This is a genomic window from Methylobacterium sp. Leaf361 (genome assembly GCF_001424445.1).
GTDB lineage: Bacteria > Pseudomonadota > Alphaproteobacteria > Rhizobiales > Beijerinckiaceae > Methylobacterium.
In genome coordinates, this window is sequence record NZ_LMPY01000004.1 from 59,878 (window position 1) to 86,821 (window position 26,944).

A 26,944-nucleotide genomic window follows, 5' to 3' on the forward strand; every position below is an offset into this window, starting at 1 on the left:
CTTATTTCCGAGGTGCCTCAGTTCAGCGCCTGCGGGTCCGCCTCCGTGAGGAACGCCCCGACGGCGTGGAGGAACTGCATGCGGTTCTTCTCCATCATCACCGTGTGGGTGCCCTCCCCCAGCTCGACGAAGCGCTTGTAGGGGGCGTGGGTGAGCTTGGCGAAGTATTCCTGGGCCTGGTAGCTCGGCAGGTCGGCGTCCCACTCGGCGTGGATGATCAGCACCGGCACGCGGATCTCGCCCGGGTCGTAGAGCGGCTTGCCGGCCGCCCAGTAGGCGTCCTTGTCGGCGACCGTGCCGTTCGGCGCGCGCAGGACCGGCGGCGACCGCTTCGCGCCGGCCGCGTCGGTCGCGAAGGTCGCGTCGGCCCACTGGTCGAACCAGCCCGCCGGGATCAGGTCGGCCTTCTTGTCCTCGGGCACCCCGGTCAGCCAGCGGGCCCGGGCGCTGTCCCGGCTGACGGTGCGGTAGGCCCCGACCTTGCCACCGCCGCCGATCAGGCCCGGCGTGCGCGCGAGCCATTGCGGCGCGTAGAGGACGAGGCGGTTGACGCTGTCGTTGTGGGTGCTGGTGTAGAGCCCCATGGTGGAGGTCCCCCAGGACCAGCCCATCAGGTCGATCTTCTCGACGCCGCGCCGCTTCTTGATGAAGTCTACGACCTGCCCCACCACCCTGGCGGCGTCGGGCGTGCGCATCAGCGGCGGGTTGTCGTCCGGCGGCGCGTCCATGGCGGCCGGGCGCCCCGACAGGCCGTAGCCCGGCAGGTCCACGCAGTAGACGTCGAAGCCGAGGCCCGCGAGGTAGTCCATGGCCGACATCCCGCCGAGCGGCAGGTCGAAGGCCGTGGAGGACGGGTAGGTCGAGCCGTGCACGTAGAGCAGGATCCGGTCGCCCGGGAACGTGTCGGTGCCGGCCGGGCGCTTGTTGCGCACGTAGATGTCGACGCCCGGCTCGCTCCAGGGCAGGCGGAACTCTTCCGTGGCCAGCCGGGCCGCGGGAGCCGCGACGGCAGGGGCCGCCGCGGCCGCGACCGCCGCCCCGGCGGCGAGCGCCCCGACCAGCTCGCGCCGGGCCAGGCCCCGGCCCGGTCGTACCCCGTTCGGATCTGTCCGCATCGGTCTGTCCGCCATGGTTTCCTCCGGTCCGCCTTGTCTGGCGGCTCGGGCGATTGAACCGGCGGGTGCCGGCGGGCGCAACGCTCCGGGGCGGCCGGCGGCGGACAGGCGGCGGGTTCCGTCGCCCGATCCGGCGAAACCGCGTGATAAAAGCCCGCCCCTGTCGCCGGGGCTGGTGACGCCGCGCCTCCGGGCGGGCATTGAGGCGCAGGATTTCGGGAGACGCCCGCTTATGACGACTCCGACCACCGTCGCCACTACGCCCTTCCCCGACCAGAAGCCGGGCACCTCCGGCCTGCGCAAGAAGGTGCCGGTGTTCCGGCAGCCGAACTACGTCGAGAACTTCGTCCAGGCGATCTTCGACACCCTGCCCGACAGGGCGGGCGCCACCCTGGTGCTGGGCGGCGACGGCCGGTTCCTCAACCGCGAGGTGGTGCAGAAGACGCTGCGGCTGGCCGCCGGAAACGGCTTCGGCCGGGTTCTGGTCGGGCAGGGCGGCCTGCTCTCGACGCCGGCCGCCTCCTGCGTGATCCGGAAGGCCAAGGCGCTCGGCGGCATCGTCCTCTCGGCGAGTCACAACCCGGGCGGCCCGGAGGGCGATTTCGGCATCAAGTTCAACGCCGCCAACGGCGGCCCGGCACCGGAATCCGTCACCGACGCGATCTTCGCGCGGGCCAAGGCGCTGACAGAGTACCGCCTCGTCGAGGCCCCGGACCTCGACCTCGACACGCTCGGCGACACCCGCCTCGGCGCCATGACGGTCACGGTGATCGACCCGGTGGCCGATTACGCCGAGCTGATGCGCACGCTCATCGACTTCGACGCGGTGTCGCGGCTGTTCGCCTCCGGCTTCCGCATGCGCTTCGACGCCATGAGCGCGGTGACGGGGCCGTACGCGACGGCGATCCTCGAAGGGATGCTCGGCGCCCCCGCCGGCACGGTGGTCAACGCCGTGCCGAAGGAGGATTTCGGCGGCCACCACCCGGACCCGAACCCGGTCCACTGCCACGACCTGTTCGACCTGATGCAGGGCCCGGACGCGCCGGATTTCGGCGCGGCCTCGGACGGCGACGGCGACCGCAACATGATCGTGGCGCCGGGCCTGTTCGTGACGCCGAGCGACAGCCTCGCCCTGCTCGCCGCCCACGCCCACCGGGCGCCGGGCTACGCCGGCGGGCTCGCCGGTGTCGCGCGGTCCATGCCCACGAGCCGCGCCGCCGACCGGGTCGCCGCCGCCCTCGGCATCGAGGCCTACGAGACACCCACCGGCTGGAAGTTCTTCGGAAACCTGCTGGATGCGGGCCTCATCACCCTGTGCGGCGAGGAGAGCGCTGGCACCGGCTCGAACCACGTGCGCGAGAAGGACGGGCTCTGGGCGGTGCTGCTCTGGCTCAACATCCTGGCCGCCACTGGCGAGCGCGCCGACGCGCTGGTGCGGGCGCATTGGCGCGCCTACGGGCGCGACTACTACGCCCGCCACGATTACGAGGAGGTCGATTCCGACGCCGCCAACGGCCTGATGGACGCGCTCCGCGAGAAGCTCGCCGGGCTGCCGGGCACGCGGATCGGCGACCTCACGGTGTCGACGGCCGACGAGTTCGCCTACCGCGACCCGGTCGACGGCTCGCTCACCGAGCGCCAGGGCATCCGGATCGGCTTCGCCGAGGACGCGCGGGCGGTGTTCCGGCTCTCGGGCACCGGCACCGCCGGGGCGACGCTGCGGGTCTACCTGGAGCGCTACGAGAACGCGCCGGACCGGCTCGACTTGGCCGTGGCCGAGGTGCTGGCCCCGGTTGCCGCCGCAGCCCGCGCGATCGCCGAGATCGCGCCGCGCACCGGAAGGCCTGAGCCGAGCGTGGTGACCTGAGGGGAGCCGGGAGACGTCCCGTCTCTGCGCGGGGAGCGAAGCGACCCAGAGGCGCCATACTCGACGACGGCGCGACTCCGGGTCGCTTCGCTGCGCGCGCGATGGCGGCAGGGCCGGCGCCGATTCCTCAAACCAGGTCCTTCACCATGTGCACGGTGACGTCGTCGTCGCGGGTCCGACCCGGTCCGTCATAGAGCTCCTCCCGCTCCACCCGGTAGCCGAGTGCCCCGTAGAGGCGCAGGTTCGCCGTGTACTTCTTGTTGGTGTAGAGGCGCAGTCGCGTCAGCCCGGCCTCGCCCGCGACCGCGTCGGCGCGTCCCATCAGCCGGCTGCCGAAGCCCCGGCCCTGGAAGGCCGGATGCACCGCGACGTTGACGACCAGAAGGTGATCGGCCTCGGTCCGCGTCTCGATCAGGCCGGCGAGATCCGGGCCGGCCACCAGCAGGTCGAAGCGGTGGTCCCGCAGAGCCTGCGCGTAGTCCGCCCACATGGGGATCGGCAGGCGGCCGATCACCGGGATCCACTTCGTGTAGGCCGCCTCCACCAGCGCCCGGATCGCGTCCGCGTCCGCGGGCGCACCGCGCCGGAGCGCGACTGACTCGTTCATCTGACCTCTCACGGTTGACCGCGGCGCGTCCGTCCCCTAAAGACCCGCCCGTCGATGGGGCTCCGCACGGGGCCCCGTCGCGTTTTCACGCGCACCCGTGGGCGGGATCCTCCCGCCCTGTCGTCCCGGACCGCGAAGGGCCGGGAAAAGGAGGGCGCGTTCCTCATTCTCGTCACGAGAGGACGCGGAAGATATGTCGAAGCGGATTCAGGCGAAGCACAAGCTCGACCGCCGCATGGGCCAGAACATCTGGGGCCGCCCGAAGAGCCCCGTCAACCGCCGCGAGTACGGCCCCGGCCAGCACGGCCAGCGCCGCAAGGGCAAGATGAGCGACTTCGGCACGCAGCTGCGCGCCAAGCAGAAGCTCAAGGGCTACTACGGCAACATCACCGAGAAGCAGTTCCGCCGCTACTACGCCGAGGCGATCCGCCTGCGCGGCGATTCCGGCGAGAACCTCGTCGGCCTGCTCGAGCGCCGCCTCGACGCCGTGGTCTACCGGGCGAAGTTCGTCGCGACCCCGTTCGCCGCGCGCCAGTTCGTCAACCACGGCCACGTCAAGGTCAACGGCGTCCGCGTCAACATCCCGAGCTACCAAGTGAAGGCCGGCGACCTCATCGAGGTCAAGGAGTCGTCCCGCCAGCTGGAGATCGTCATCGTGGCGACCCAGCTCTCCGAGCGCGACGTGCCGGATTACATCGAGGCCGACCACGCCAAGATGACCGCCCGCGTCACCCGCATCCCCAGCCTGTCCGAGGTGCCCTACCCGGTGCAGATGGAGCCGAACCTCGTCATCGAGTTCTACTCCCGCTGATCCTGTCGCCCCGGCGACCGATGAAGGGGCTGCCCGTTCGGGCGGCCCCTTCGCGTTTCGATACCCTCGTCCCGAAGGCCGGCCTCCGGCACCCGGGACGGGGCGCGGGCCTCAGCAGCCGTGGCAGATCGAGCCCATCGTGTGCCGCATCTTGCTGTCCCAGGCCTTCGAGCGGGCCTCGGCGGCCTTCTGAGCCTTGATCATCTCGGCCTGGCTCACGGGCTGCGGCAGTCCGGTGGCCGCGGCGTTGCCCGTCGGCTTGGTCTGGCTCATGGGGGTGACCCGGCGGCCGCCCACGATGGGGCCGGCCGGGGCGGCGGGGCCGGGGCCTGCGCCCGGAGCCGGGCTCTGGGCCAGCGCCGGCGTCGCCCCGAGCAGGAGGCCGAGAAGCAGCGCGGGACGAAGAATTGCCATGGACGTGATCTCCCCGGCGGAGGATCCTGTGCCGGCCCCGCCTCATCTGGCGGCGATCCTACCCGATCACACCTTTAAAATCATGCCGACGGCAGATCCCCGGTGAGCGCCGGTCCGCCCCTGAACCGCCGGGAGGCCGTCGCCGCGGCCCTGGCCCGCCTCGCCCCGCGCCTGCCGGATTTCGAGGCGGAGGCCGCCCTCGACCGGGCGCTGGCGAGCCCCGGCCTGCGCCGGGCCGCCCCCGAGACGGCGGCCCGCCTCGCCCTCGTGGCCTACGCGCGCCACGTCTTCACGGATTACGACGAACTCCTCGCGGAAGGCTACGACCGGGACAGCGCCCGGCACTTCGTCCTCGAAGACCTCAACGCCGCGCTCGCCGCCTGGGGCGCCGCGCCGGTCCCCGAGGACGAGCCCGGCGCGCCCGGGGCCGATCCGCGCTGAGGCGGTCGCGCCGGGCTCCGCCATGCTGTAGGAGACCGGCCCGGGGCCGCCCCGCGGCCCGTTCCGGTGCCGCTCGTGGAGATTGGCAGAAGACCATGAAGATCAGCGCGCGCAACGTTCTCAAGGGTACGGTCGTCTCGGTGGAGAAGGGGGCGACCACCTCCCACGTGAGGATCGAGATCAGCCCCGGCCAGGTGGTCACCGCCTCGATCACCAACGAGGCCGTCGAGGCCCTCAAGCTCGTCGCCGGCGGTCCCGCCTACGCGGTGATCAAGGCCTCCGACGTCATGGTCGCCGTCGACTGACGACGGCTCGCGCGCCGCCCTCTTGGACGGAGGGCGGCGCCCATTCACCACGCTCCGGGCCCGGACGGGGGCCGGCCGCCTTCGCGCCGCCGCCGCCGCCGGATAGGATGAGCCCGGACCAAGGAGTTCCGCGCGTGCAGAAGACCGTGCTCGGCATCGAGACCACCTGCGATGAGACCGCCGCCGCGGTGGTGTCGGTCGACGAGGAGGGTGGCGCTCAGATCCGCGCCAACGAGGTGCTCAGTCAGATCGCCGAGCACGCGGCCTACGGCGGCGTCGTGCCGGAGATCGCCGCCCGCGCCCATGTCGAGGTGCTCGACCGGCTGATCGCCCGCGCCCTCGACCGGGCCGGGACCGGCTTCCGGGACCTCGACGGCATCGCGGTGGCGGCCGGGCCCGGGCTGATCGGCGGCGTGCTGGTCGGCCTCGTCACCGCCAAGACCCTGGCGCTCGTGACCCGCAAGCCCCTGCTCGCCGTCAACCACCTGGAGGCCCACGCCCTCACGGCGCGGCTCACCGACGGCATCGCCTTCCCCTACCTGCTGCTCCTGGTCTCGGGCGGCCACACCCAGCTCGTCGCCGTGCGCGGCGTCGGCGACTACGTGCGCCTCGGCTCCACCGTCGACGACGCCATCGGTGAGGCCTTCGACAAGGTCGCCAAGCTCCTGGGCCTCGGCTATCCCGGCGGCCCCGAGGTCGAGCGCGTGGCCGAGGCCGGCGATCCCGAGCGCTTCGCCCTGCCACGGCCGATGCTCGGCCGCCGCGAGGCCGACTTCTCCCTCTCGGGCCTCAAGACCGCCGTGCGGATCGAGGCCGAGCGGATCGCCCCGCTGGCCGAGCGCGACGTCGCCGATCTCTGCGCGAGCTTCCAGGCCGCCGTGGTCGACGTGGTGGTGGACCGCGCCCGGGTCGCCCTGCGCGCCTTCTCGGACGTCGCCGGACGCCCGACCGCCCTGGTGGCGGCGGGGGGCGTGGCGGCCAACGGCGCCGTCCGGCGGGCGCTCGCGTCCCTCGCGGGCGAGGCGGGCCTGAGCTTCGTGGCCCCGCCCCTGCCCCTCTGCGGCGACAACGGCGCGATGATCGCCTGGGCCGGGCTGGAGCGCCTGCGCCTCGGGCTGGTGGACGACCTCACAGCCCCGGCGCGGCCCCGCTGGCCGCTGGCGGCCGCCCCGGCCCGCGCGGCGGTCCCGGCCGGATGAGCGCGGCGGACCGGCGCGCCCACTGGCGGGACCTGGTGGAGCGCCGCCTGCCCGGGGCCGCCCGGCCGGGCTGGCCGGTGCGGCTCGACCATTGCTTCGCCCGCATCCTCCTGGACCACGCCTGCGGCGGTGCCTGGCGCGACCATGTCCGCCCGCCCGCCCACGCCACCATGCCCCTCGCGCAGCTGGAGCTGGCGATCGCGCTCGGCGAGGCGGTGCTCGCGGGGCGCGCGGATCTCGCCCTCCTCAACCGCCGCTCGCTCGCGTGGCGCGGCAAGATCGCCCTGGCACCGGTGCCAGCGGCTCTCCGCGACGGCGACCTGACCCTGCGCCGCTGGCGCCCGGAGGACGCGGCGCCGTTCGCGGCGCTCAACGCCGATCCGGCGGTGATGGCCCACTGTCCCCGGACCCGGACCGCGACGGAGAGCGAGGCCGAGGCCGGCCTCCTCGACCGCCGCTTCGTGGCGGACGGGTTCGGCCCCTGGGCCCTGGAACACGCGGGCCGGTTCGTCGGCTTCGCCGGCGCGATGCGGATCCTGCGGCCCCTGCCCTTCCCGGGCGGCGACCGGCCCGGTTCGACGGTCGAGCTGGCCTGGCGCCTCGCGCGCGACTCCTGGGGCCGCGGCCTCGCCACGCGCGCCGCGCGGCTCGCCCGCGCCGACCTCGCGGAGCGCTGCGGGATCCGCAGCGTCGTGGCCTTCACGGCGGCCGGCAACGGCCGCTCCCGCGCCGTGATGGAGCGCCTCGGCATGCGCGCGGCCGGGACATTCCCGCACCCGGCGGTGCCGGAGGGGCCGCTGCGCGACCACGTGCTCTACCGGCTGGACTGCGCCGACAGGGAGGAAGCGGCATGAGCGCCCAGACCCCGATCAACGTCGTCGGCGGCGGGGCCTGGGGCACGGCGCTGGCCAACGCCGCCGCCGGGGCCGGCCATCCCGTCACCCTCTGGCTGCGCGACGCGGGGGCCGCCGCCGCCCTGCAGGCCCAGCGGGAGAATCCGCGCTACCTGCCGGGCGTGCCGCTCCACCCGGCGATCCGGGCGACGGGCGAGGCCGCCGACCTCGCCCGTGCCCGGGCGACGCTCCTGGTCGTGCCCGCCCAGACCGTGCGCGGCGTGCTGGAATCCCTGCGCGGACCCCTGGCGACGGCCGGGCCGGTCATCCTCTGCGCCAAGGGGATCGAGCGCGGCAGCGACAGCTTCCTCAGCGCGGTGGCCGAGCAGGTCCTGCCGCCGGGGACGCCCGTGGCGGTCCTGTCCGGCCCGAGCTTCGCGATCGACGTCGCCCGCGGCCTGCCCACGGCCGTGACCCTGGCGGCGGCCGATGCCGGCCGCGCCGCCGCCCTGAGCGCCCTGCTGTCGGGACCGAGCTTCCGCCTCTACCACACCGACGACGTGCGCGGCGTCGAGATCGGCGGCGCCGGCAAGAACGTGCTCGCCATCGCCTGCGGGATCGTGGCCGGGCGCGGGCTCGGCGAGAGCGCCCGGGCGGCGCTGATCGCCCGGGCCTTCGCCGAGCTGATGCGCTTCGCCCGCACCTTCGGGGGCCGGCCCGAGACGCTGATGGGGCTCTCCGGCCTCGGCGACCTCGTGCTCACCGCCTCCTCGCCGCAATCGCGCAACTTCGCCTTCGGCCAGCGCCTCGGCGCCGGGGCGAGCCCGGCCGAGGCCGCGGGCGGCAAGCTCGCCGAGGGGGCGTTCACGGCCGCGGCGCTGGCCGGGCTGGCCGCCGCCAGGGGCATCGAGATGCCGGTGGCGGCGGCCGTCGCCGCCATCGTGGCGGGCACCGCCAGCGTCGACGACGTGATCGCCGGCCTGCTGGCCCGTCCGCTGCGCGGGGAGACCGACTGAGCGCCGGCCCCGGCCCGCAACCCGCGTCACGCCACCGAGGCCGCCGGCACAGCGTGGCCTTGTCCTTGGCCGTGGGTGTGGGCCGCGAAGCGCGCGATCGGCGCCGGCCGACCCAGCAGGTAGCCCTGGGCGAGGTGGCACTGCTCGCCGGCCAGGAAGGACAGCTCCTCGGCGGTCTCCACGCCCTCCGCCACCACGGCGAGCCCGAGGCCGCGCCCCAGCCCCAGGACGGAGCGCACGATCGCGGCCCCCTGCGGGTTGCTGTGGACCGCCCTGATGAACGAGCCGTCGATCTTGATCCGGTCGAACGGGAAGGCGCGCAGGTTCGACAGCGACGAGTAGCCGGTGCCGAAATCGTCCATGGCGATCCGCACGCCGAGGGCCTTGAGCTGGCGCAGGGTGAGGAGCGCCCGGGCCGGATCCCGGATCAGCGCGGTCTCGGTGATCTCGATCTCCAGGCGCTCCGCCCGCAATCCGGATTCGTACAGGGTCCCGTGGACGAACGGGACGAAGTGCGGGTTGTGGAGCTGCACCGCCGAGACGTTGACGGCGATCGCCAGCGGGTTCGGCCAGCCGGCCGCCGCCCGGCAGGCCTCCCGCAGCACCCAGGCGCCGATCTCGAGGATCGCCCCGGTCTCCTCGGCGATCGGGATGAACACGGCCGGCGAGATGCCGCCCCTGGCCGGATGGTGCCAGCGCAGCAGCGCCTCGAAGCCCGTGACCGTGCCGGACTCGATCTGGCTCTGCGGCTGGTAGACGAGCTCCAGCTCGCCCCGCGCCACCGCGTGGCGGAGGTCGTGCTCGAGCTGGCGCCTGTCGCGGATCTCGGCGCCCATGCTGGCGTCGTAGCGCCGGCAGGTGCCGCGCCCCTCGCTCTTGGCCCGGTAGAGGGCGGCGTCGGCGTGGCTCAGGAGCGCGCGCAGGTCCGCGGCGTCGTCGGGATAGACCGCGATGCCGATGCTGGTGGCGATCACCGGGCCGGAGGCGGCCGGCACCGCCGCCAGGGTGGCGAGGATCCGCTCGGCCAGCCGCTCGGCCCGTCCCTCCCCCTGTCTCTCCCCCTGTCTCTCCGCCTTTCCCTCCGCCTGTCCCTCCGCCTGCGGCGTCAGGATGGCGAACTCGTCGCCGCCGAGCCGCGCCATCAGCTGCTCGGGATCGAGGAGACCGCCGACCCGCAGCGCGAGGTCGCGCAGCATCGCGTCGCCGGCGGCGTGCCCGAACAGGTCGTTGACCTCCTTGAAGCGGTCGAGGTCCAGGCACAGCACCGCGAGCCGGCCGCCCTGGGCGTCCGCGGCGCGCATCGCGCGCTCGAGCCGGGCGTGGAAGCTCGTGCGGTTGGCGAGGCCGGTGAGCGCGTCGTGGTGGGCGAGGTAGTGGATCTCGCTCTCGGCCCGGCGCCGCGCGCGCAGGTCGCGCACCGCCACGGCGTGGTGCGGCAGGCGCCCGTACTCGGCGACCGGGCGCATGATCACCTCGACGGGAATGGGGGCGCCCGCCGCCGGGACGAGTTCGGTCTCCAGGGGCTGGTCGGCCGTCCCTGAGCCGGGCACGAGGTCCGGCAGGTAGGCGCTGAGGCTCCGGCCCGTCAGGAGGGCCGCCTCCAGGCCCGCGAGCCGGGCGAAGGCCTCGTTGGCGCTGACGATCTCGCCGCCGCGGCAGACGACGAGGCCCTCCACGGCCGCGTTGGCGAGGCTGCGCAGGCGCTCGCGCTCGAGGTCGGCGCGGCGGCGCTCGCGCAGGTCGACCACGAGGGCGGCGCCGGCGAGCAGCAGGATCAGGCAGCTCGCCACCGCCACGGCCGCGGCGAGCCACCCGCTCCGGATCGCGCCCGAGGGGATCGCCACGGTGGGGTCGGGATGCAGGGTCACCGCGCCCATGCCGGCGAAGTGGTGGCCGCAGATCGCCAGGATCAGCAGCGCGGCGCCGCCGTACCGGCCCCGGAACGTGGTGGCCGACAGGCCGACCACCAGGGCGGCGGCGCCGAGCCCCGCCCCGAGGCCGACCGAGACCACGACCAGCGCGGGGGTCCAGGCGAGGTGCCCCGCCACCTGATAGGCGGCCATGCCGGTGTAGTGCATCGTCGCGATGCCGCCGCCGACCACGGCGCCGCCGAGGCCCGCCTGGACCGCCCGGCCGGAGACGGCCAGGGCGAAGCCGAGCCCGGTGATCGCGACGGCGTCCACGTAGGAGAGGAGCGTCAGCCCGACGCCGTAGCCCGACGGCAGCCCGGGCTCGAAGGCGAGCATCGCCAGGAAATGCGTCGCCCAGATCCCCGATCCCCCGGCGGCGGCGGCCACCGCGACCCAGACGTAGCGGCCGCGGCCGCCGGTCCGGCCGGCATGGGTGAGGAGCTCGATCGCGGTGCCGCTCGCCAGCGCGCAGACCAGGGCCGCGAGGCCTACCAGCCACAGGTTGTGTTCACCGATAAAGCAACCGATGACTGAGATCATGTATGCAACCGGCGATTGGTGCGTGACGCGCTATACGGCTATTTGCATGCAGAATTTAATATTTGCCCAAGGCTTGCGCTAGCAGAGCTGCGGCGTTCTACGCGGGTTCTGCTTGACCGCCGGTCCCGCGCGCGGCCGGGGCCGGACCGGCCTGTTCCCGGGAGGCGAAGCTGGGCTATGGCGGGGCGCGCCGCCCGGCCGGGCGGTCTACTGGGACTTCAGCGATGGCGTACTGGCTGTTCAAATCCGAGCCCGCGACCTGGTCGTGGGATCAGCAGGTCGCGGCCGGGGAGGCCGGCACGCACTGGAACGGCGTGCGCAACCACCTCGCCAAGAAGCAGCTGATGGCCATGCAGGTCGGCGAGGAGGGCTTCTTCTACCACTCGAACGAGGGCAAGGCGGTGGTGGGCATCGTGGCGGTGATCCGCGCCTACTATCCCGACCACACCGACGAGACTGGCCGCTTCGGCATGGTCGACGTCAGGGCCGTGCGGGCGCTGCCGAGCCCGGTCACGCTCGAGGCGATCAAGGCCGACGCGGCGCTCGCCGACATGGTGCTGGTCAACAATTCCCGGCTGTCGGTGCAGCCGGTGACCGAGGCCGAGTGGGCGCGGGTCTGCGCCCTCGGCGGTCTCGGCTGAGCCGGGGCCCGCGGCCCGACGGGCCGCTCAGGCGGCGCGGTTGAGGGGGCCGCGCACGGGGCCCACGAAGTCCGGCTCGACCTCGACCGGCGGCAGCGTGTCCATGACCCGGGCGGCCGGCAGGGTCACCACCACCTCGGTGCCCTCGCGGGGCTTGGAGGACAGCTGGAACTGCCCGCCGTGCAGCTCCACGAGGCCCTTCACGATCGGAAGGCCGAGGCCGGAGCCCTGCTCGGCGGTCTTGATCGCGAGCGAGCCGCGCCCGAACGAGGACAGGACCGTGCCGAGCTCGTCCTCGGGGATGCCCGGGCCGCTGTCCTTCACCGAGACGTACTGCCCGCCCGAGGCGGTCCAGCCGACCTTCAGCCAGATCTCGCCGCCCGGGGGCGTGAACTTCACGGCGTTCGACAGGAGGTTCAGGACGATCTGGCGCAGAGCCCGCTCGTCGGCCCAGAGCCGCGGCAGCGAGCCGTCGACGAGGTCGTGGAAGGTCTGGTTCTTCGCCTTGGCCCGCAGGCCCATCATGTGGCGGCACTCCTCGACCACGTGGGCGAGCTGCACCGGCTCCTCGTTCAGCTCGTAGCGCCCCGCCTCGATCCGCGACAGGTCGAGGATCTCGTTGATCAGGTTCAGGAGGTGCATCCCGCTGTCGTGGATGTCGTGCGAGTACTCGCGGTAGGACGGCGCCGTATGGGTGCCGAACACCTCGTTCTTCATCACCTCCGAGAAACCCAGGATGGCGTTGAGCGGCGTGCGCAGCTCGTGGCTCATCGTGGCGAGGAAGCGCGACTTGGCGAGGTTGGCCTCCTCGGCCCGGCGGCGGGCCTCGTCCGAATTGGCCTTGGCCTGCTCCAACTCGCCGAACACCGCGTCCTTCTCGGCGCGGGAGCGCAGGGCGCCCACCGTCGAGGTGTAGAGGCGGCGGGACAGGCCGAGGAAGAAGACCTGCGCGCCGCCGGCCATGACCACCAGCATCAGCAGGTCCATCCCGCGGGAGAAGGCCGCGAGCGAGGCGGTGGCGAGGGCCAGCGGCACCAGGGCGGCGACGGCGGCGAGCGGCACCGTCGCGGCCAGCATGGTGGTGACCGCGGAGGCGATGACGAGGCCGAACAGCGCGAAGGTCCAGCCGCCGGTGGTTCCGAGCCCGATCATCGCGGCCCACGACAGGCTCTGCAGCACCTCGCCGACCAGGAAGCGGCGGCGCCAGCGGGCGAGCGGGATCGTCGCCGGGTCGGCGCGGAGGAAGCGCCGGCTCAACGTCGTGTTGAGCGAGATCATCAGGACCACGCCGAGCGCCCAGATCGCCGCCACCGGCGGCGCGATCCAGAAGGTCGACGCCGCGGCCAGCACCGCCGCGAACCCCACCAGCGGGATGCCCGCGCCGACCCGGTACTGGGCGTAGTGGCGCAGCAGCTCGTAGTCGAAGGCCCGTTCCAGGCCGGTCCGCGAGGTCAGCTTCTCCCGGGCCGAGCGGATTTCCCGGGCGACCCCGCGGCGGCGCGCCGCCTCCTCCGTCGAGGGGCCGCGACCGCGCTGGACCATCTCGACGGTGAGATCGGACATGCGCGTCTTCAAACTCGGCTCGAATGCGCGGACGGGCGGCGGTGGCGGGGAAGCACTCCGTGAGGATGGGGCGGATATGTTAAGAAGCGGCTGCCGACATCCCTGCAATCTTAAGCATCGCGGGCTGTATCGAGACTGTCGTGCCGCCGGATCGACGTGCGGTGCCGCACATCGTGTCGGGGCCCGCGCCCGCTAGTCTCGGGTGGAGGCCCGCCGGCCCGAGCGCGGTCGCACGCCGCGATCCGGGGCGCCCGGACACGCGCGTCGAGAGAGGGTCGCCGACCATGCCGAATCTCACCGTCAACGGCGTCGCGCACGCGATCGACGCCGATCCCGACATGCCCCTGCTCTGGGTGCTGCGCGACCGGCTCGATGCCACCGGCACCAAGTACGGCTGCGGCATCGCGCAGTGCGGCGCCTGCACGGTCCACCTCGACGGCCAGCCGGTCCGGGCCTGCCAGACGCGCCTGGGCGATGTCGGCGCCGCGCAGGTGACGACCATCGAGGGCGTGTCGGGCCGGGTGGCCGAGGCCGTCCAGGCGGCGTGGCGCAAGCTCGACGTGGTCCAGTGCGGCTACTGCCAGTCCGGCCAGATCATGTCGGCGATCGGCCTGCTCTCGGGCAACGCCAAGCCCACCGACGCCGACATCGACGGTGCCATGGACGGCAACATCTGCCGCTGCGGCACCTATCAGCGCATCCGCGCGGCGATTCACGAAGCCGCGCGCAGCCTCGCCTGATCCGTCCCGGCGCCCACCTTCCCGCCCTCCCCCGCGGTCCCGACCGGAGCCTCGCCGCCATGCTGAACGCCCGTCGACCGAACCCCCTCCCCGTCCGTCCGAGCCGCCGCGGCCTGCTCGCGGGCGCCGGCGCCCTCGTGGTCGCGTTCCGGCTCGACCCGAAACCCGCCCGCGCCGCGCCCGGCCCGAACCTCGCCGACGTGAAGGCGCAGCCCAACGCCTTCGTGCGGATCGGCGCGGACGACACCGTCACGGTGGTGATCAAGCACCTCGACATGGGCCAGGGGAACACGACCGGGCTCGCCACGATCCTGGCCGACGAGCTCGGCGCCGACTGGCGACACGTCCGCACCGAGTTCGCGCCCGCCGACGCGGCGCTCTACAACAACACCCTGATGGGCCCGATCCAGGGCACCGGCGGCTCGACCGCGGTGGCCAATTCCTGGTTCCAGCTGCGCAAGGCGGGCGCGGCCGCCCGCGAGATGCTGATGGCCGAGGCCGCCTTCCGCTGGAAGGTGCCGGTCTCCGAAATCACGGTCGCCGACAGTCTCGTGCGCCACGCCCCGTCCGGCCGGCAGGCCCGGTTCGGGGAGCTCGCGGCCTCGGCCGCCTCGCTGCCGGTGCCCTCCGAGCCGCGGCTCAAGGACCCGAGCGAGTGGACGCTGATCGGCCAGAAGGTGCCGCGCCTCGATTCCGTCGCCAAGACGAACGGCACGGCGGTCTACTCCCTCGACATCCGCCGCCCGAACCAGGTCACGGCCCTCGTCGCCCGGGCCCCGCGCTTCGGCGCCACCGTGAAGAGCTTCGACGCCGCGGCCGCCCGGAAGGTCGCGGGCGTCCTCGACGTGGTGCAGGTGCCGACCGGCGTGGCGGTGATCGCCCGCGACACGTGGTCGGCCATGAAGGGCCGCGAGGCGCTGACCGTCGCCTGGGACGACAGCACCGCCGAGACCCGCTCGTCCGACGCGATCCTGGCCGAGTACCGCGAGCGCGCCAAGGGTCCCGGCCTGACGGCCTCCGAGCGCGGCGACCCGCAGGCGGCGCTCAAGGGCGCCGCCAAGGTCGTCGAGGCCGAGTTCACCTTCCCCTACCTCGCCCACGCGGCGATGGAGCCCCTGAACGCCACGATCGAGAAGGGGGCCGACGGCGGCTACGACGTCTACGCGGGCTTCCAGTTCCAGACCGTCGAGCAGGCCACCATGGCGGCGATCCTCGGCGTGACGGCCGACCGGGTCCGGCTGCACAGCAACTGGGCCGGCGGCTCGTTCGGGCGCCGGGCGACGCCCACCGCCGACTACCTCGCGGAAGCCGCCACCGTCTTCAAGGCGTCCGGCGAGAAGGCCCCGCTCCACCTCGTCTGGACCCGCGAGGACGACATGGCCGGCGGCTATTACCGCCCGACCGTGCTGCACAGGGTCCGGGCCGGCATCGACGGCAAGGGCGCGGTGGTCGGCTGGGACCACGTGATGGTCGGCAAGTCGATCATGATCGGCTCGCCCTTCGAGGCGATGATCGTCAAGAACGGCATCGACGCCACCACCGTGGAGGGCGCCTCCGACACCGCCTACGCGCTGCCGGCCTACCGGTTCGGCGTCCATAACGGCCGCGAGGGCGTGCCGGTCCTGTGGTGGCGCTCGGTCGGCCACACCCACACGGCCCACGTGATGGAGGTGATGATCGACGAGCTGGCCCACGCCGCCAACGTCGATCCGGTCGCCTACCGGCTCTCCCTCCTGACCCAGGCGCCGCGGCTGTCCGGCGTGCTCAAGCTCGCCGCCGAGAAGGCCGGCTGGAGCGCCAAGCCGCAGGACCAGGGCCGCGGCCTCGGGGTGGCGGTCCACGAATCCTTCGGCTCCTACGTCGCCATGGTGGCCGACGTCACGGCGCACGACGCCGCGATCCGCGTCAACCGGATCGTGGCGGCGGTGGATGTCGGCGTTCCGGTCAACCCGGACGTGATCCGCGCGCAGGTCGAGGGCGCGGTGGGCTTCGCCCTGTCGGCGGTGCTGCGCAACCGCATCACCCTCAAGGACGGGCAGGTGCAGGAGCACAATTTCGACGCCTACGAGCCGACCCGGATGAGCGAGATGCCGAAGGTGGAGGTGCACATCGTGCCGAGCCAGGCGGCGCCCACCGGGATCGGTGAGCCGGGCGTGCCCGTGCTCGGGCCGTCGATCGCCAACGCGGTCTTCGCCGCGACCGGCCGGCGCCTGCGCTCGCTGCCGCTCGACCTCTCCGGCGTGAAGGGCGCGTGAGGAAACGCACGTTCCGCCGGCCCGGATCGGCGTAGGAAGGGTGGGCCTTCCCCCCAAGGCAAGAGACCCGACTGACGACGGCGCGGCGCGACACCGCGCCGTTTCTTTTTCGGGCGCCGCGACGCCATCTCCGGGCCATGCCCGCCTTCGACGACACCGCCGCGCGCCTGCGCGCCTGCCGCCTCTGCCGCGACACGCCGCGCTACGGGCCGCCCCTGCCCCAGGAGCCCCGGCCGATCGTCCAGGGTTCGGCCACGGCCCGCCTCTGCATCGCCAGCCAGGCTCCCGGAACCCGCGCCCACCGCACCGGGCAGCCCTTCACCGACCCGTCGGGCGTGCGGCTGCGCGCCTGGCTCGGCCTCGACGCGGCGCGGTTCTACGATCCCGCCCGGGTGGCCATCGTCCCGATGGGGTCGTGCTTCCCCGGCCTCGACGCCAAGGGCGGCGACCGGCCGCCGCGGCGGGAATGCGCCGAGCGCTGGCGGGCGGAACTCTTCTCCGGCCTGCCGGACCTGGAGCTGATCCTGGTGATCGGCCAGTACGCGCAGGGCTGGCACCTCGGACGGATGGAGGGCGGCCTCACCGGGACGGTGCGGCGCTGGCGGGAGATCCTGGCCGAGCCGCGCCGCCCCCGGGTCCTGCCCCTGCCCCACCCGTCCTGGCGCAACAACGGCTGGCTGAAGCGCGAGCCCTGGTTCGAGGCGGAGCTGCTGCCGGTGCTGCGCGCCGAGGTGGCGCGGGTGATGGCGGGGTGATGGCGGGGTGAGGGGCCGTCGGGGCCTCGTCCCGACAGCGACGACATGCGCGTGCCAAATCGCTCGGGACTGACGGGTCGCGCCGCCCTGGATTGCTTCGCTGCGCTCGCGAGGACGGCGCGCGAGTCGGGGCGCGCACGGCAGGTCGGGGACGGCGTCGCCCGGACCCGCCCGCATTGACAGGCATCGCCGGCCCGTGATCCGTGCCGCGACCCCCGAAGGACGCGCCGATGACCGAGATTGCCGACCCCCGCGACCGCCTGATCGTGGCCCTCGACCTGCCGAGCGTGCAGGCCGCCGAGGCGCTGATCGACCGGATCGGCGACGCCGCGACCTTCTACAAGATCGGCTACCAGCTCGGCTACGCGGGCGGCCTCGCCCTGGCCGAGCGGCTGGCGGCCCGCGGGCTCAAGGTCTTCCTCGACCTGAAGCTCCACGACATCGGCAACACCGTCGAGGAGGGCGTGCGCTCGGCCTCGGGCTCCGGCGCCACCTTCCTCACCGTCCACGCCTACCCGCAGACCATGCGGGCGGCGGTCCGTGGCCGGGGCGCGGGACTCAGGATCCTCGCCGTGACGGTGCTCACCTCCTACGACGACGCCGACGCCGCGGAGGCCGGCTACGGCCTGCCGGTGGCGGAGCTCGTCGCCAAGCGCGCCGCCCAGGCGGCCGAGATCGGCATCGACGGCCTCGTCTGCTCGGCCGCCGAGGCGGGCGCGGTCCGGCGCGTCGTCGGTCCGGACCGGCTGATCGTCACCCCGGGCATCCGCCCGGCGGGCGCCGCGGCCGGCGACCAGAAGCGGGTCATGACGCCGGGCGATGCCCGCCGGGCCGGGATCGACCACGTGGTGGTCGGGCGCCCGATCACCGGCGCCGCCGACCCCCGCGCAGTGGCGCGGGCGATCGTGGCGGACCTTGCCTGATCCGAGCGGGATTGCCTTCGGGCGGAGCGGTCCCACTTCGCTCCGCAGGGCAGGAGACGCAGCATGACCAAGGGCTACTGGATCGCGCGGGTCGATGTCCGCGACGCGGAGGCCTACAAGGACTACGTGGCGGCCAACGGCGCGGCTTTCGCCAAGTTCGGCGGCCGGTTCCTCGTGCGCGGCGGCGCCCACGAGGCGGTGATGGGCCCGGCCCGGTCCCGCAACGTGGTGATCGAGTTCCCGAGCTACGCCGACGCCCTCGCCTGCTGGAACTCCGACCTCTACCAGGCCGCCAAGGCCAAGCAGCGCGGCGGCGTCGAGGCCGAGATCCTGGTGATCGAGGGCTATGACGGGCCGCAGCCCAGCGCCTCCGAGCCGGCGCCGGAGGCGGGGCCGGCCTCCGAGTAGGCGGCGGCGCGCTACGGGAGCGGCCCGCGCGGCGCGAGGCTCCGCAGCAGGAACGCCGTCATCGCCGCCATGGGCGGCACCGGCTGGAGGGTGGAGCAGCCCACCAGCAGCGGGTGGGTGTAGCGGGCGATGGCGACGTGGACGCAGGCGGCCGCCTCGGCGGGATCGGCCGCCTCGAACTCGCCCCGCGCCACCCCGTCGCGGATGATCCGCTCGAACCCGGCGGTGATCCGGGCGACATGGTGGCGACAGACGTCCCAGCTCTCCGCCATCGCCGCCTCGATCATCTCGTGCAGGCGGGGAAACGTCTCGCAGCGCCGGGTGGAGTCGCGATGCAGGGCCTCGATCGCCGCCGCGAGGCGCGCGGTGGCGTCGAGGCCCGGCCGGTCGGCGATGCCGAGGATCACCGCCTCGCTCTCGCCGATCAGCCGCTCCAGCACCGCCTCGTTGATCGCCTTCTTCGACTCGAAGAAGCGGTAGACGTTGGCCGGGCTCATCTTCAGCGTCCGGGCGATGTCGGCCACGGTCGTCTTCTGGTAGCCGATCTCGCGGAAATACGTGCCCGCCGTCGCGAGGATGCGGCTCCGCGTGTCGGGCGCGCACTCCTCCGCGAGCGAGCGGGTCGTATCTTCCAGGGACATGCGACCTCACTAGGCCATGCGGCGGCGGGGCGTCAAAGACGCGAACCCGGATCGGGTTCCCCTGCGGCGGCTGCGCGCGCCCGGAACCGGCCCGGGCGGCGCCCATTGCCCAGGCACCCCGCCGCGACGGCGGCGTCAGCGAGAGATCCGCGATGCGCTTCACCGACACCCGCGCCCTGGTCACCGGGGCCGATTCCGGCATCGGGCAGGCGACCGCGGAACTGCTCGCCCGCGCGGGCGCCGACGTGGCCATCACCTATCACAGCGACGCGGAGGGCATCCGCGAGACCGCCGCGCGGGTGGAGGCCGCGGGCCGGCGGGCGCTGGTGCTCCAGCTCGACGTCGGCGACCCGGCGGCGGTCACGGCGGCCTTCGACCGCATCGGCAGCGAGTTCGGCACCCTCGACATCCTCGTGGCCAATGCCGGGCAGGCCATGAGCGGGATGCCGGTCGCCGAGATGGACGACGCGGTGCTGGAGCGGATCCTGCGGGTGAACCTCATGGGGCCGCTGTTCTGCGCCCGCCCCTTCATCCGGATGCGCCGGGCCCAGGGCGGCAACGGAAAGATCGTGTTCGTCTCCTCCGTGGCCCAGCACCTGCCCACGCCGGAGAGCGCCCCCTACGGCATGTCGAAGGCCGGGCTCGGCTCCCTCTGCCGGTCCCTGTCGCGCGAACTCGCGGAGGATCGGATCAACGTCAACAGCGTCGCCCCGGGCCTGATCGAGACGCCGATGACCGCCGACCGGTTCGAGAAGCCGGAGGTTCTCGACGAGTCCCTGGAGCGGATCCCGTGGCACCGGGCCGGCCAGCCCGAGGAGATCGCCCGGGCGATCCTCTACCTCGCCTCGGAGGACGCCGCCTATGTCACCGGCCACACCCTGGTGGTCGATGGCGGCCTGACGATGCAGTGGGGCGGCGCCTGAGCGGCGCCCGGAACGACGAAGCGCGGCGCAGGGGTCACGCCCGGCGCCGCGTCGAAGGGTCTGCGATATGCGGCTCGCGCGTGACCGCGCCTCAGGAGCCGAACTGCGAACCCAGGCGCTCGAGGTACTCGGCCAGATCGACGCCCCCGACGCGCTTGCCGTAGTCGAAGCGCATGCCCTGGCGGATGTCGACGCTCGCGTCCCGCGTGGTTAGGGTGAAGGGACGGACGCAGACCCAGGCCCCGTCGCGGCGGTGCTCGAAGTAGCCGAGGATCTCGTGCTTGGCCATAACCTTTCCTCCGGAACCCTGTTCAGGAACATAACGGTCTCACCGGCCACCGGTTCATGCGCCGCGACTGTTTTTCGCGTGCGCGGCCGCACGGATCGAGTGTTCGTGAGCCGGGGTGGCCGGCGGAGCCGGGCCGAGAACTCGCCTTGAGCTTGGCCATTACAGATCGGATGCTCGGGCGCGGCGGGAGGGCGCGCGGCCGGCTCAGTGCCAGCGGTCGAGGATCTCGGCGGTCGTCATCGTCTCGACCTGGTGGCCGTACCGCATCCGGTACATCAGCAGGAGGGCGTCGTGCGCCTCGTCGCAGGAACTGCACAGGCCGTCGGTGGCCAGCACGATCCGGTAGCCGAGATCGACCCCGCCGAGCACGGCGGCCAGCACGCAGACGTCGGTCTCGGCGCCTGTGACGATCAGCGTGTCGACCCCCCGCGCGCGCAGGCGCGCGTCGAGACCCGTCTCGAGCCAGGGCGAGTAGACGGTCTTGTCGACGATCTCGGCGGGCGGAGCCAGTCGGGCGAGGTCCGGGACGAGGTCGATCAGGCCCGGGTCGAGGCGCTCCCGGGTCATGCCGGCCCAGCGCCGCGAGTAGGTCGCCCAGGTCCCGCGGCCCTCGCCCGGCCGGGCGGCCGGGATGAAGCGGGTGAAGACGGTCCGCTCCGGATGCGCCGCCGCGAGGCGGCAGACATGGGGCAGGACGCGGTTCATCCACGGGGTCTGCCAGTCGGTGGGCTCGGCGAACATGCGCTGCATGTCCACGCAGAGGTGGACGCACCCCCTCCCCAGGGCCCCGCCGGCGGTTTCCGGCTCCGGCCGGGGACTGTCCGTCGATGGGCGGCTTCCGATGTCCATGGGCGCGCGATCAGACCGGGTCAGCGTGGCTCGGGTGGGGGCGAAGGTGGACGAAGGGCCGTCCCCGCCCGGTCTCGGGGCGGGGACGGCGGGACCTCAGCGGTCAGCCTTGGCGCCGGATACCGTCAGGGAGAGGTAGCGCTCGGTGGTCGGGCGGATCAGCTTGCGCACCGCCTCCGCCATGGCCTGCTCCTCCTTGAGGGACTGCTCGAACGCCGTCCGGTGGCCCTGCTGGCCGGCGGCGTCGCCGATGGTGAGCAGCGACTCGTAGGCGGCGATCTCGAAATTCTCGAAGGCGTGGTTGGCGTAGGTGTTCTTCAGGATCTCGTCCTGGGCCGGCGTGTGACCCAGCGCCATCATGTTGCCGACGAAGCCCAGGAAGCCCTCCTTGAGGGTCGAGGGGCTGTCGCCCAGGCTCTGGAGCGCCTCCTCCAGCCGGTGGCGCTGCCCGTGCGTCTCCTCGATGTGGCGGCGCAGGGCCTGCTCCATCTCGGGATAGCGCTCCAGGCGCTCGACCTGCCGCTCCATGATCTGCAGCGCCTGCATCTCCACAGCATGGGTGTTCTTCAGGGCCGTGACGTAGATCTCGCGGGCGTCCGTGGTCATGGCGTTCACCTCTCAGCAGTTGTGAGCTCGGGGCTCATTCAACCGGCAAACACGGGTGCCGCACGGCCAAGTTCCGGTCGGAAGGTCGCAGGCGCGGGAGGGGCGCCGGTCCCGGACGGGCCGGACGAGACCGGACAGCCGGTGCCGGTCGACGAAGCCGGGGCGGCGCGCATCGAGCGGATGATCCGCGACCTCCGGCAGCTGCCCCGCTCAGTGCAGGCCGCCGCTGCGCTCGGCGCGCTGGCGCTCCGCGAGGCGCTTGCCGATCTCGAGGAGCAGCGTCTCGGTCAGCGCCACGAGGGCGGTGTCGCCGACCACCGAGACCGTGTTGTGCAGCGACAGGCAGAGGTCGGCGGTGCGGCTGAGGGCGTCGTCGATCGTGTCCCCGTCGCGCTCCGCGAAAGCCGCGCCGGCCGCTTTGCTGTCCGAGATCTCGACGATCACGCCCCGTCCGGTGGTCGGTCGCCCGTCCTGGTCCAGGTAGAAGTGCCCGCGGGTGAACAGCCACCGCAGCCGCCCCTCCGGCGAGCAGACGCGGTACTCCGCCGTGTAGGAGCCGCCGGTCCGGACGCAGTCCAGAATGACCTGCGAGATGTGGGGCTGATCGTCCGGATGGACGGCCTTCAGGAGCTCCGCGAGGCTGACCCCGACCCGCGACCGGGCCGGGCTGATGTTGAACAGCAGGGCGCTCACCGGATCGGCCCGCGCCTCGTCCCGGAGGATGTCCCACATCCAGAAGCCGACGCCGCCCGAGGCTTCGAGCGCCGCGACGAGCGCCGCCTCGGATACGACGTCGTCCGCGTGGTCCATCCGAGACCTCCCCGATCTCACCGCAACCAGAGGCGACGCTGCGCGACGATTGTGATCCTGCAAAATCCGTTATAGCCTAATACAAATTCCCGTAAAGATCTTGTATTCAAATATATGTGTTGTCTCGCCGTGCCCGGTTCGCCCGCCCTAGGCTTCCATCAGAGTTGAGCGGCGGACTCGAAGGGAATTTTCTTCTGCTGGCCGCCGCGACGTGCCGTCCCTCCACTGGCCGACACCTGACTCCGCCGGCGGGGACGGGGCGAGGCCCAGCGTCCAGGCCCAGCGTCCAGGCCCAGCGTCCAGGCCGAGGGGCCCGGGACGTCCCGGTCCGGGCCGGAGCTTGCGCGCCCTGCGCGTCCGCGCGGGCGCTGGACGCGGTTCGTCAGCGCAGTGAGCGCATCAAATGAGGGCGACCGGCGAGCGGGCCGACGCGATCAAGAACGGGTTGGTTCTGCCGACCTCCACGTCCGCTGCCTGGTGGGCCCCACATCTTGTCGGGACGCGGACGTGGATGCAGAGCCGCGCGCGGGCCGGACGGTTCCTCCGATCCGCAGGGTCTCCGTGCGGACCCATCCGCCGCCGCGCCGTGAACCCGGGGGGCCTTCGTTCCGGCGGCCTGTACAGTAATGGCGCAATTTGCGCCATCTTGTGCCGCTATTTATCCAGCTGAATGATTGACGAATCCGGATCTATCGGCTCAGATCGTGCGCTCGATGGCGTTCGGACCGGCTCTCAGGTGTCGTCTGGCTCGGGTCGGCAAGGTTCGGTCCCATGAGCTACATGTTCAAGGTCCCCTCCGGCGCCGTGGCGGGGGCGATCGCGCAGCAGATCACGTCACAGGGCTACGCGGTTCTCGAGGACTACGTGAGCCCGGAGGACCTGCGCGTCGCGCAGGCTTTCGTCGCGCGGGCGGTCGCCGCGAAGGGCGGTGAGTACGCGGGTTTCACCGGGACGAAGGATCTCGGCGGCACGTTCCTGGCCGCCCTGCCGGACGACCCGACCTTCAACGCCCTGTGCCGCGGCATCTACGAGAGCGCCGTGGGACGGCCCGCGCCGGATGTCGGCTACTACCAGATCCTGCGCTGTCTGGCGGGACATGGCGCCAGGACGCACTCGATGCGCTTCCACTTCGACTCGTACGTGCTCACGGCCCTCGTCCCCATCACGATGCCGGACCACGGTACTCCGGGGCGCCTGATCATCCACCCGAACACCCGCGCACTGCGTCGGAGCTACCTCCGCAACCTCGTCGACAAGGCGCTGGTCGACAATCCGCTCGCGCAGAAGCTCCTGACCCGCGCCTACGACCGCGGCAGCGACCGCGTGATCCGCCTGTCGCTGAAGCCGGGAAGCCTGTACTTCTTCTGGGGCTACCGCTCGCTGCACACGAACGAGCCCTGCGCGTCCGACGCGATCCGGGCCACGGCCCTGCTGCACTACGTCGATCCGCACGCGGGCAGCCGGCTCAAGCGGGTGCTGCGGCGGCGCTAGTGTCGGCCCTTCCAGGGCACCAGCACGCGCTCCAGGCCCCGCATCCCGAGCTCGAACAGGCCCGCGAACAGGCCGATCAGCAGGATGCCCATCACCACCACGTCGGTGCGCAGGAAATTGGAGGCGTTGAGGACGAGCTGGCCGAGCCCGGCCTGGGCCGCCACCATCTCGGCGGCCACCAGGGTGGTCCAGCCCACGCCCATGCCGATCCGCAGGCCGATCAGGATCTCCGGCAGCGCCGCCGGGAAGACCACGTGGCGCAGGACCTGCCAGCGGCTCGCCCCGAGGGCGCGCGCGGCGTTGATCTGGTCGACCGAGGCGGAGCGCACCCCCGCCCGCGCGGCGAGCGCCACCGGGGCGAGGCAGGCGAGGAAGATCAGCAGCACCTTCGACAGCTCGCCGATCCCGAACCAGATGATCATCAGGGGCAGGTAGGCGAGCGGCGGCAGCGGCCGGTAGAACTCGATCGGCGGGTCGAGGATGCCCCGGGCGATCCGGCTCGTGCCCATGGCGAGCCCGGCCGGGATGCCCACCAGGGCGGCGAGCGCGAAGGCGCCGAGGACGCGCAGGAGGCTGTCGCCGACGTGGAGCCCGAGCGGGGCGCCGTCGATCTCCCCGCGCCAGGCCTGACCGAAGGCCGCCAGGACCGCCTCCGGCGGCGGCAGGAACAGCGGCTTCACCCAGCCGGCACGGGTGGCGACCAGCCAGAGGCCGAGGGCTGCCAGCACCGTGGCGGCGCTGACCGTCGGCACCAGGATCCCACGGCGGCGGCGGATTCCGGTGCGCGCCAGCGGGGCCGCCGCCGGAGCCGGGGCCGGGGCCGTGTCCGGGATCACGTCCGGGACCGCGTCCGGCGCGGCGCGGGGCAGACCGCTCATCGGACGGCCTCCGGTGCCGCGGCGGCGCCGCTCCGGATGCGCGCGAGCACGCGCTCGCGCACGGCGATGAAGGCGGGGTCCGACTTCACGGCCCGGGCGTCGCGGCCCTCGACGAACGCCCGGGAGAAGGGCAGGTCCAGCGTCTCGACGATGCGGCCGGGCCGCGGGCTCATGATCACCAGCCGGGTGGCGAGGAACACCGCTTCCTCGACGTCGTGGGTGATGAAGAAGGCCATCTTGCCGGTCCGGTGCCAGATCCGGAGGATCAGCTCCTGGATCTGCTCGCGGGTGAAGGCGTCCAGCGCACCGAGCGGCTCGTCCATCAGCAGGGCGCGCGGGTCTCCGGCGAGCGCCCGGGCGAGGCCGACCCGCTGCTGCATACCGCCCGAGAGCGCGTAGACCTTCCGGTCGGCGCAGTCGGGCAGGCCGACGAGGTCGAGCGTCGCCAGGGCGATCCGCCGCCGCTCCGCCCGGGGCACGCCCCGCATCTTCGGTCCGAAGGCCACGTTCTCGGCGACGTCCAGCCAGGGCATCAGGGCGTGGCGCTGGAACACCACGCCCCGCTCGGCTCCCGGACCCCGGACCGGCGCGCCGTCGAGGAGGATGCGGCCCTCGGTGGGCGCCAGGAATCCCGCGATCGCCGAGAGCAGGGTGGTCTTGCCGCAGCCCGAGGCGCCGAGCGCCACCACGAACTCCCCGGGACCGATGGTCAGGTCGATCCCCGACAGCGCGGCGACCGCGTCGGCGCCCTGCCCGTAGCGGACGCTCAGGTTGCGGATCTCGATCATGGGCCCTCCGGTCCGGGGACAGGCTATTTCCGGGCCGCGTCCACGACCTCCGTCGTGACGAACCGGGCGTAGTCGGGCGCCAGCGCCTGCACGCGCCCCTGCGCCTTCAGGAAGGCGGCGGTCTCGGTCAGGGCTTTGGCGGCGGCGCCGCCGAGCCAGGCCGGGGAGGCCTGCGCCTCCAGGGTCGGGAACCGGTAGGCCGCGAGGCTCGCGGGCACCTCGGCGGGCGCCGAGCCGCTGATCCGGGCCACCGCCGCCACCTCCGGCGCGTCGGCGCCCCAGGGCCTGGCGGCGTAGGCCGCGTCCTGGGCGGCGATCAGCCGGACGAGCGTCACCAGGAAGTCCCGGTTCCGCGCCGCCCAGGCCCGGTCGACCACGAGGCCGTCGAAGGTCGCCTTGCCCCGGCGGGCGAGGTCGCCGGCCGAGACGACCACGGTGCCGGACTTCTTCACCCGGGCGAGCACCGGGTCCCAGATGAAGGTCGCGTCGATGTCGCCCCGCTCCCAGGCGGCGGCGATCTCGGGCGGCCGCATGTTGAGGATCCGGACGTCGGCCTGCGTGAGCCCGGCCTCCGCCAGGGCGGCGATCAGCTGGTAATGCGCGGTCGACACGAACGGCACCGCGACCGTCTTGCCGCGCAGGTCGGCCACGCCCGTCACGCCGCTGCCGGCGCGGGCCACGAGCTGCTCGGCGTCGGCGATCTCGTCGAGGATCCAGAACAGCTGGATGTCGAGCCCCTGCGAGGCGGCCGCCGCGATCGGGCTCGACCCCGCCTCGCCGATCTGGACGCTGCCCGAGGCCATGGCGCGGATCACGTCGCCGCCGCCGCCGAACTTGCGCCAGTGGATCGTGTAGCCGGTCGCCTTCTCGATCGCCCCGGAGGCCATCAGGGCGCGGAACGGCACCACCATGTCCTGGTGGGCGAAGGTGACCTCCCGGTCGGCCGCGCGGGCGGTGCCGGGGAACGGCGCGCCGAGAACCAGGGCGGCCAGGGCGGCCAGCGCGACGGCGCGGCGGTGCGGACCGGCAGATGTCATGAGATGTCCCCCATTCCGGCCGTCCCGGCGCGGAGGCGACTCGGGCGGCCGGGCGCAGGGTCGACCGAGCTCGGCCACGAAGGCAAGGGCCCGCGCCCTGCCCCGGTCGCGCCCGGGATCCGCCTCGCGCCGCGGCCCCCGCGGCGGTGCGCGGGTCCCGGGCAGCCGCCCGCGGCGGTGCGCGGACCGCGCGCGCCGGAACATCCATCTCCCCGGACGCGCGCGATCCCCGGTGCCGTTCTCCGAACCGCCCTCGCCGGAGGCGCCCGCCATCGTCGTCCCGGAGTCG

At 73.3% G+C, this 26,944-nt stretch carries 28 protein-coding genes; 15 read left to right on the forward strand and 13 right to left on the reverse strand.

The genetic code is table 11. The annotated features are described in order from the left end of the window. Positions 1 to 17 precede the first annotated feature (17 nt). Entirely contained in the window at positions 18 to 1,130 is a 1,113-nt protein-coding gene (locus ASG32_RS05325; RefSeq protein ID WP_056523307.1) for an alpha/beta hydrolase, read from the reverse strand. 217 nt (positions 1,131 to 1,347) lie between these two features. Between ASG32_RS05325 and ASG32_RS05330 the strand changes: the two genes are divergently transcribed. Continuing rightward, positions 1,348 to 2,982, forward strand: coding sequence for an alpha-D-glucose phosphate-specific phosphoglucomutase (locus ASG32_RS05330; RefSeq protein ID WP_056523310.1), 1,635 nt, complete (start codon positions 1,348 to 1,350; stop codon positions 2,980 to 2,982). A 127-nt stretch (positions 2,983 to 3,109) separates the two neighbouring features. Here ASG32_RS05330 and ASG32_RS05335 read toward each other — a convergent pair whose 3' ends face one another. Further along, positions 3,110 to 3,589: a GNAT family N-acetyltransferase gene (locus ASG32_RS05335; RefSeq protein ID WP_056523313.1), complete on the reverse strand. Its 480-nt coding sequence runs from the start codon at positions 3,587 to 3,589 to the stop codon at positions 3,110 to 3,112. A 193-nt stretch (positions 3,590 to 3,782) separates the two neighbouring features. Here ASG32_RS05335 and rpsD point away from each other — a divergent pair, with 193 nt between their 5' ends. Beyond that, positions 3,783 to 4,400 carry a 30S ribosomal protein S4 gene (rpsD, locus tag ASG32_RS05340; RefSeq protein WP_010686187.1) on the forward strand — a complete coding sequence of 206 codons (618 nt, stop codon included), beginning with the start codon at positions 3,783 to 3,785 and terminating at the stop codon, positions 4,398 to 4,400. A gap of 111 nt (positions 4,401 to 4,511) precedes the next feature. Here the strand turns inward: rpsD and ASG32_RS05345 are convergent, their stop codons facing one another. Further along, entirely contained in the window at positions 4,512 to 4,814 is a 303-nt protein-coding gene (locus ASG32_RS05345) for a hypothetical protein (protein WP_020093227.1), read from the reverse strand. A 102-nt stretch (positions 4,815 to 4,916) separates the two neighbouring features. Between ASG32_RS05345 and ASG32_RS05350 the strand changes: the two genes are divergently transcribed. From ASG32_RS05350 to ASG32_RS05370, 5 genes are all read left to right on the forward strand, one after another. Further along, positions 4,917 to 5,255: a DUF2293 domain-containing protein gene (locus tag ASG32_RS05350; RefSeq protein WP_042670839.1), complete on the forward strand. Its 339-nt coding sequence runs from the start codon at positions 4,917 to 4,919 to the stop codon at positions 5,253 to 5,255. Between the two features lie 95 nt (positions 5,256 to 5,350). Further along, positions 5,351 to 5,560 carry a molybdopterin-binding protein gene (locus ASG32_RS05355; RefSeq protein ID WP_020093225.1) on the forward strand — a complete coding sequence of 70 codons (210 nt, stop codon included), beginning with the start codon at positions 5,351 to 5,353 and terminating at the stop codon, positions 5,558 to 5,560. A 107-nt stretch (positions 5,561 to 5,667) separates the two neighbouring features. Further along, the gene (tsaD, locus tag ASG32_RS05360; RefSeq protein WP_042670840.1) at positions 5,668 to 6,759 is read left to right on the forward strand and encodes a tRNA (adenosine(37)-N6)-threonylcarbamoyltransferase complex transferase subunit TsaD; all 1,092 of its coding nucleotides are present in this window, start codon (positions 5,668 to 5,670) and stop codon (positions 6,757 to 6,759) included. Continuing rightward, positions 6,756 to 7,613 carry a GNAT family protein gene (locus ASG32_RS05365; RefSeq protein WP_020093223.1) on the forward strand — a complete coding sequence of 286 codons (858 nt, stop codon included), beginning with the start codon at positions 6,756 to 6,758 and terminating at the stop codon, positions 7,611 to 7,613. Before tsaD ends, ASG32_RS05365 begins: the two co-directional genes overlap by 4 nt. Further along, positions 7,610 to 8,608: an NAD(P)H-dependent glycerol-3-phosphate dehydrogenase gene (locus ASG32_RS05370; protein ID WP_056523315.1), complete on the forward strand. Its 999-nt coding sequence runs from the start codon at positions 7,610 to 7,612 to the stop codon at positions 8,606 to 8,608. The genes ASG32_RS05365 and ASG32_RS05370 overlap by 4 nt, the downstream gene beginning before the upstream one ends. A 26-nt stretch (positions 8,609 to 8,634) precedes the next feature. Here the strand turns inward: ASG32_RS05370 and ASG32_RS05375 are convergent, their stop codons facing one another. After that, positions 8,635 to 11,058, reverse strand: a complete 2,424-nt coding sequence (locus ASG32_RS05375; RefSeq protein WP_056523316.1) for an EAL domain-containing protein — start codon at positions 11,056 to 11,058, stop codon at positions 8,635 to 8,637. 224 nt (positions 11,059 to 11,282) lie between these two features. Between ASG32_RS05375 and ASG32_RS05380 the strand changes: the two genes are divergently transcribed. After that, on the forward strand, positions 11,283 to 11,699 hold the full coding sequence (locus tag ASG32_RS05380) for an EVE domain-containing protein (protein ID WP_020093220.1): 417 nt from the start codon (positions 11,283 to 11,285) through the stop codon (positions 11,697 to 11,699). A 27-nt stretch (positions 11,700 to 11,726) separates the two neighbouring features. On the opposite strand, the gene ASG32_RS05385 is transcribed toward ASG32_RS05380, so the two are convergent. Then, complete coding sequence (locus ASG32_RS05385; protein ID WP_020093219.1) at positions 11,727 to 13,262, reverse strand: ATP-binding protein; 1,536 nt, start codon at positions 13,260 to 13,262, stop codon at positions 11,727 to 11,729. A 284-nt stretch (positions 13,263 to 13,546) separates the two neighbouring features. Between ASG32_RS05385 and ASG32_RS05390 the strand changes: the two genes are divergently transcribed. The 5 genes from ASG32_RS05390 to ASG32_RS05410 all read left to right on the forward strand — a co-directional run bounded on the left by ASG32_RS05390 (position 13,547) and on the right by ASG32_RS05410 (position 18,343). Beyond that, positions 13,547 to 14,002, forward strand: coding sequence for a (2Fe-2S)-binding protein (locus ASG32_RS05390; RefSeq protein ID WP_020093218.1), 456 nt, complete (start codon positions 13,547 to 13,549; stop codon positions 14,000 to 14,002). A gap of 59 nt (positions 14,003 to 14,061) precedes the next feature. Next, the gene (locus tag ASG32_RS05395; protein ID WP_056523318.1) at positions 14,062 to 16,257 is read left to right on the forward strand and encodes a xanthine dehydrogenase family protein molybdopterin-binding subunit; all 2,196 of its coding nucleotides are present in this window, start codon (positions 14,062 to 14,064) and stop codon (positions 16,255 to 16,257) included. Positions 16,258 to 16,394: 137 nt separating this feature from the next. After that, entirely contained in the window at positions 16,395 to 17,012 is a 618-nt protein-coding gene (locus ASG32_RS05400; protein ID WP_056523320.1) for a uracil-DNA glycosylase family protein, read from the forward strand. Between the two features lie 230 nt (positions 17,013 to 17,242). Further along, entirely contained in the window at positions 17,243 to 17,935 is a 693-nt protein-coding gene (gene pyrF / locus ASG32_RS05405; protein WP_056523322.1) for an orotidine-5'-phosphate decarboxylase, read from the forward strand. A gap of 63 nt (positions 17,936 to 17,998) precedes the next feature. Next, positions 17,999 to 18,343 (forward strand): DUF1330 domain-containing protein, encoded by a 345-nt coding sequence (locus tag ASG32_RS05410; RefSeq protein ID WP_020093214.1) that lies wholly within the window; start codon positions 17,999 to 18,001, stop codon positions 18,341 to 18,343. Between the two features lie 11 nt (positions 18,344 to 18,354). On the opposite strand, the gene ASG32_RS05415 is transcribed toward ASG32_RS05410, so the two are convergent. Beyond that, complete coding sequence (locus ASG32_RS05415; protein WP_056523325.1) at positions 18,355 to 18,984, reverse strand: TetR/AcrR family transcriptional regulator; 630 nt, start codon at positions 18,982 to 18,984, stop codon at positions 18,355 to 18,357. Positions 18,985 to 19,136: 152 nt separating this feature from the next. On the opposite strand from ASG32_RS05415, the gene ASG32_RS05420 reads away from it, so the two are divergent. Continuing rightward, positions 19,137 to 19,907, forward strand: coding sequence for a glucose 1-dehydrogenase (locus ASG32_RS05420; RefSeq protein ID WP_020093212.1), 771 nt, complete (start codon positions 19,137 to 19,139; stop codon positions 19,905 to 19,907). A gap of 91 nt (positions 19,908 to 19,998) precedes the next feature. Here ASG32_RS05420 and ASG32_RS05425 read toward each other — a convergent pair whose 3' ends face one another. From ASG32_RS05425 to ASG32_RS05440, 4 genes are all read right to left on the reverse strand, one after another. Next, a complete protein-coding gene (locus tag ASG32_RS05425) occupies positions 19,999 to 20,196 on the reverse strand; it encodes a hypothetical protein (protein WP_012318739.1) in 198 nt (65 codons plus the stop codon). Between the two features lie 204 nt (positions 20,197 to 20,400). Beyond that, positions 20,401 to 21,045, reverse strand: a complete 645-nt coding sequence (locus ASG32_RS05430) for an isochorismatase family cysteine hydrolase (RefSeq protein ID WP_082557760.1) — start codon at positions 21,043 to 21,045, stop codon at positions 20,401 to 20,403. A gap of 96 nt (positions 21,046 to 21,141) precedes the next feature. Continuing rightward, positions 21,142 to 21,651: a ferritin-like domain-containing protein gene (locus tag ASG32_RS05435; RefSeq protein WP_056523329.1), complete on the reverse strand. Its 510-nt coding sequence runs from the start codon at positions 21,649 to 21,651 to the stop codon at positions 21,142 to 21,144. Positions 21,652 to 21,861: 210 nt separating this feature from the next. Beyond that, a complete protein-coding gene (locus tag ASG32_RS05440) occupies positions 21,862 to 22,461 on the reverse strand; it encodes a PAS domain-containing protein (protein WP_020093209.1) in 600 nt (199 codons plus the stop codon). Between the two features lie 771 nt (positions 22,462 to 23,232). On the opposite strand from ASG32_RS05440, the gene ASG32_RS05445 reads away from it, so the two are divergent. Next, a complete protein-coding gene (locus ASG32_RS05445; RefSeq protein WP_056523331.1) occupies positions 23,233 to 23,952 on the forward strand; it encodes a hypothetical protein in 720 nt (239 codons plus the stop codon). Here ASG32_RS05445 and ASG32_RS05450 read toward each other — a convergent pair. Genes ASG32_RS05450 through tauA form a run of 3 tightly spaced genes read right to left on the reverse strand, consistent with a single transcriptional unit; the run spans position 23,949 to position 26,655 of the window. Further along, positions 23,949 to 24,830 carry an ABC transporter permease subunit gene (locus ASG32_RS05450; protein WP_056523333.1) on the reverse strand — a complete coding sequence of 294 codons (882 nt, stop codon included), beginning with the start codon at positions 24,828 to 24,830 and terminating at the stop codon, positions 23,949 to 23,951. The two genes, ASG32_RS05445 and ASG32_RS05450, sit on opposite strands and share 4 nt — an antisense overlap. Next, positions 24,827 to 25,618, reverse strand: coding sequence for an ATP-binding cassette domain-containing protein (locus tag ASG32_RS05455; RefSeq protein ID WP_020093206.1), 792 nt, complete (start codon positions 25,616 to 25,618; stop codon positions 24,827 to 24,829). The genes ASG32_RS05450 and ASG32_RS05455 overlap by 4 nt, the downstream gene beginning before the upstream one ends. Before the next feature lie 23 nt (positions 25,619 to 25,641). Further along, on the reverse strand, positions 25,642 to 26,655 hold the full coding sequence (gene tauA / locus ASG32_RS05460) for a taurine ABC transporter substrate-binding protein (RefSeq protein WP_056523335.1): 1,014 nt from the start codon (positions 26,653 to 26,655) through the stop codon (positions 25,642 to 25,644). Positions 26,656 to 26,944 lie beyond the last annotated feature (289 nt).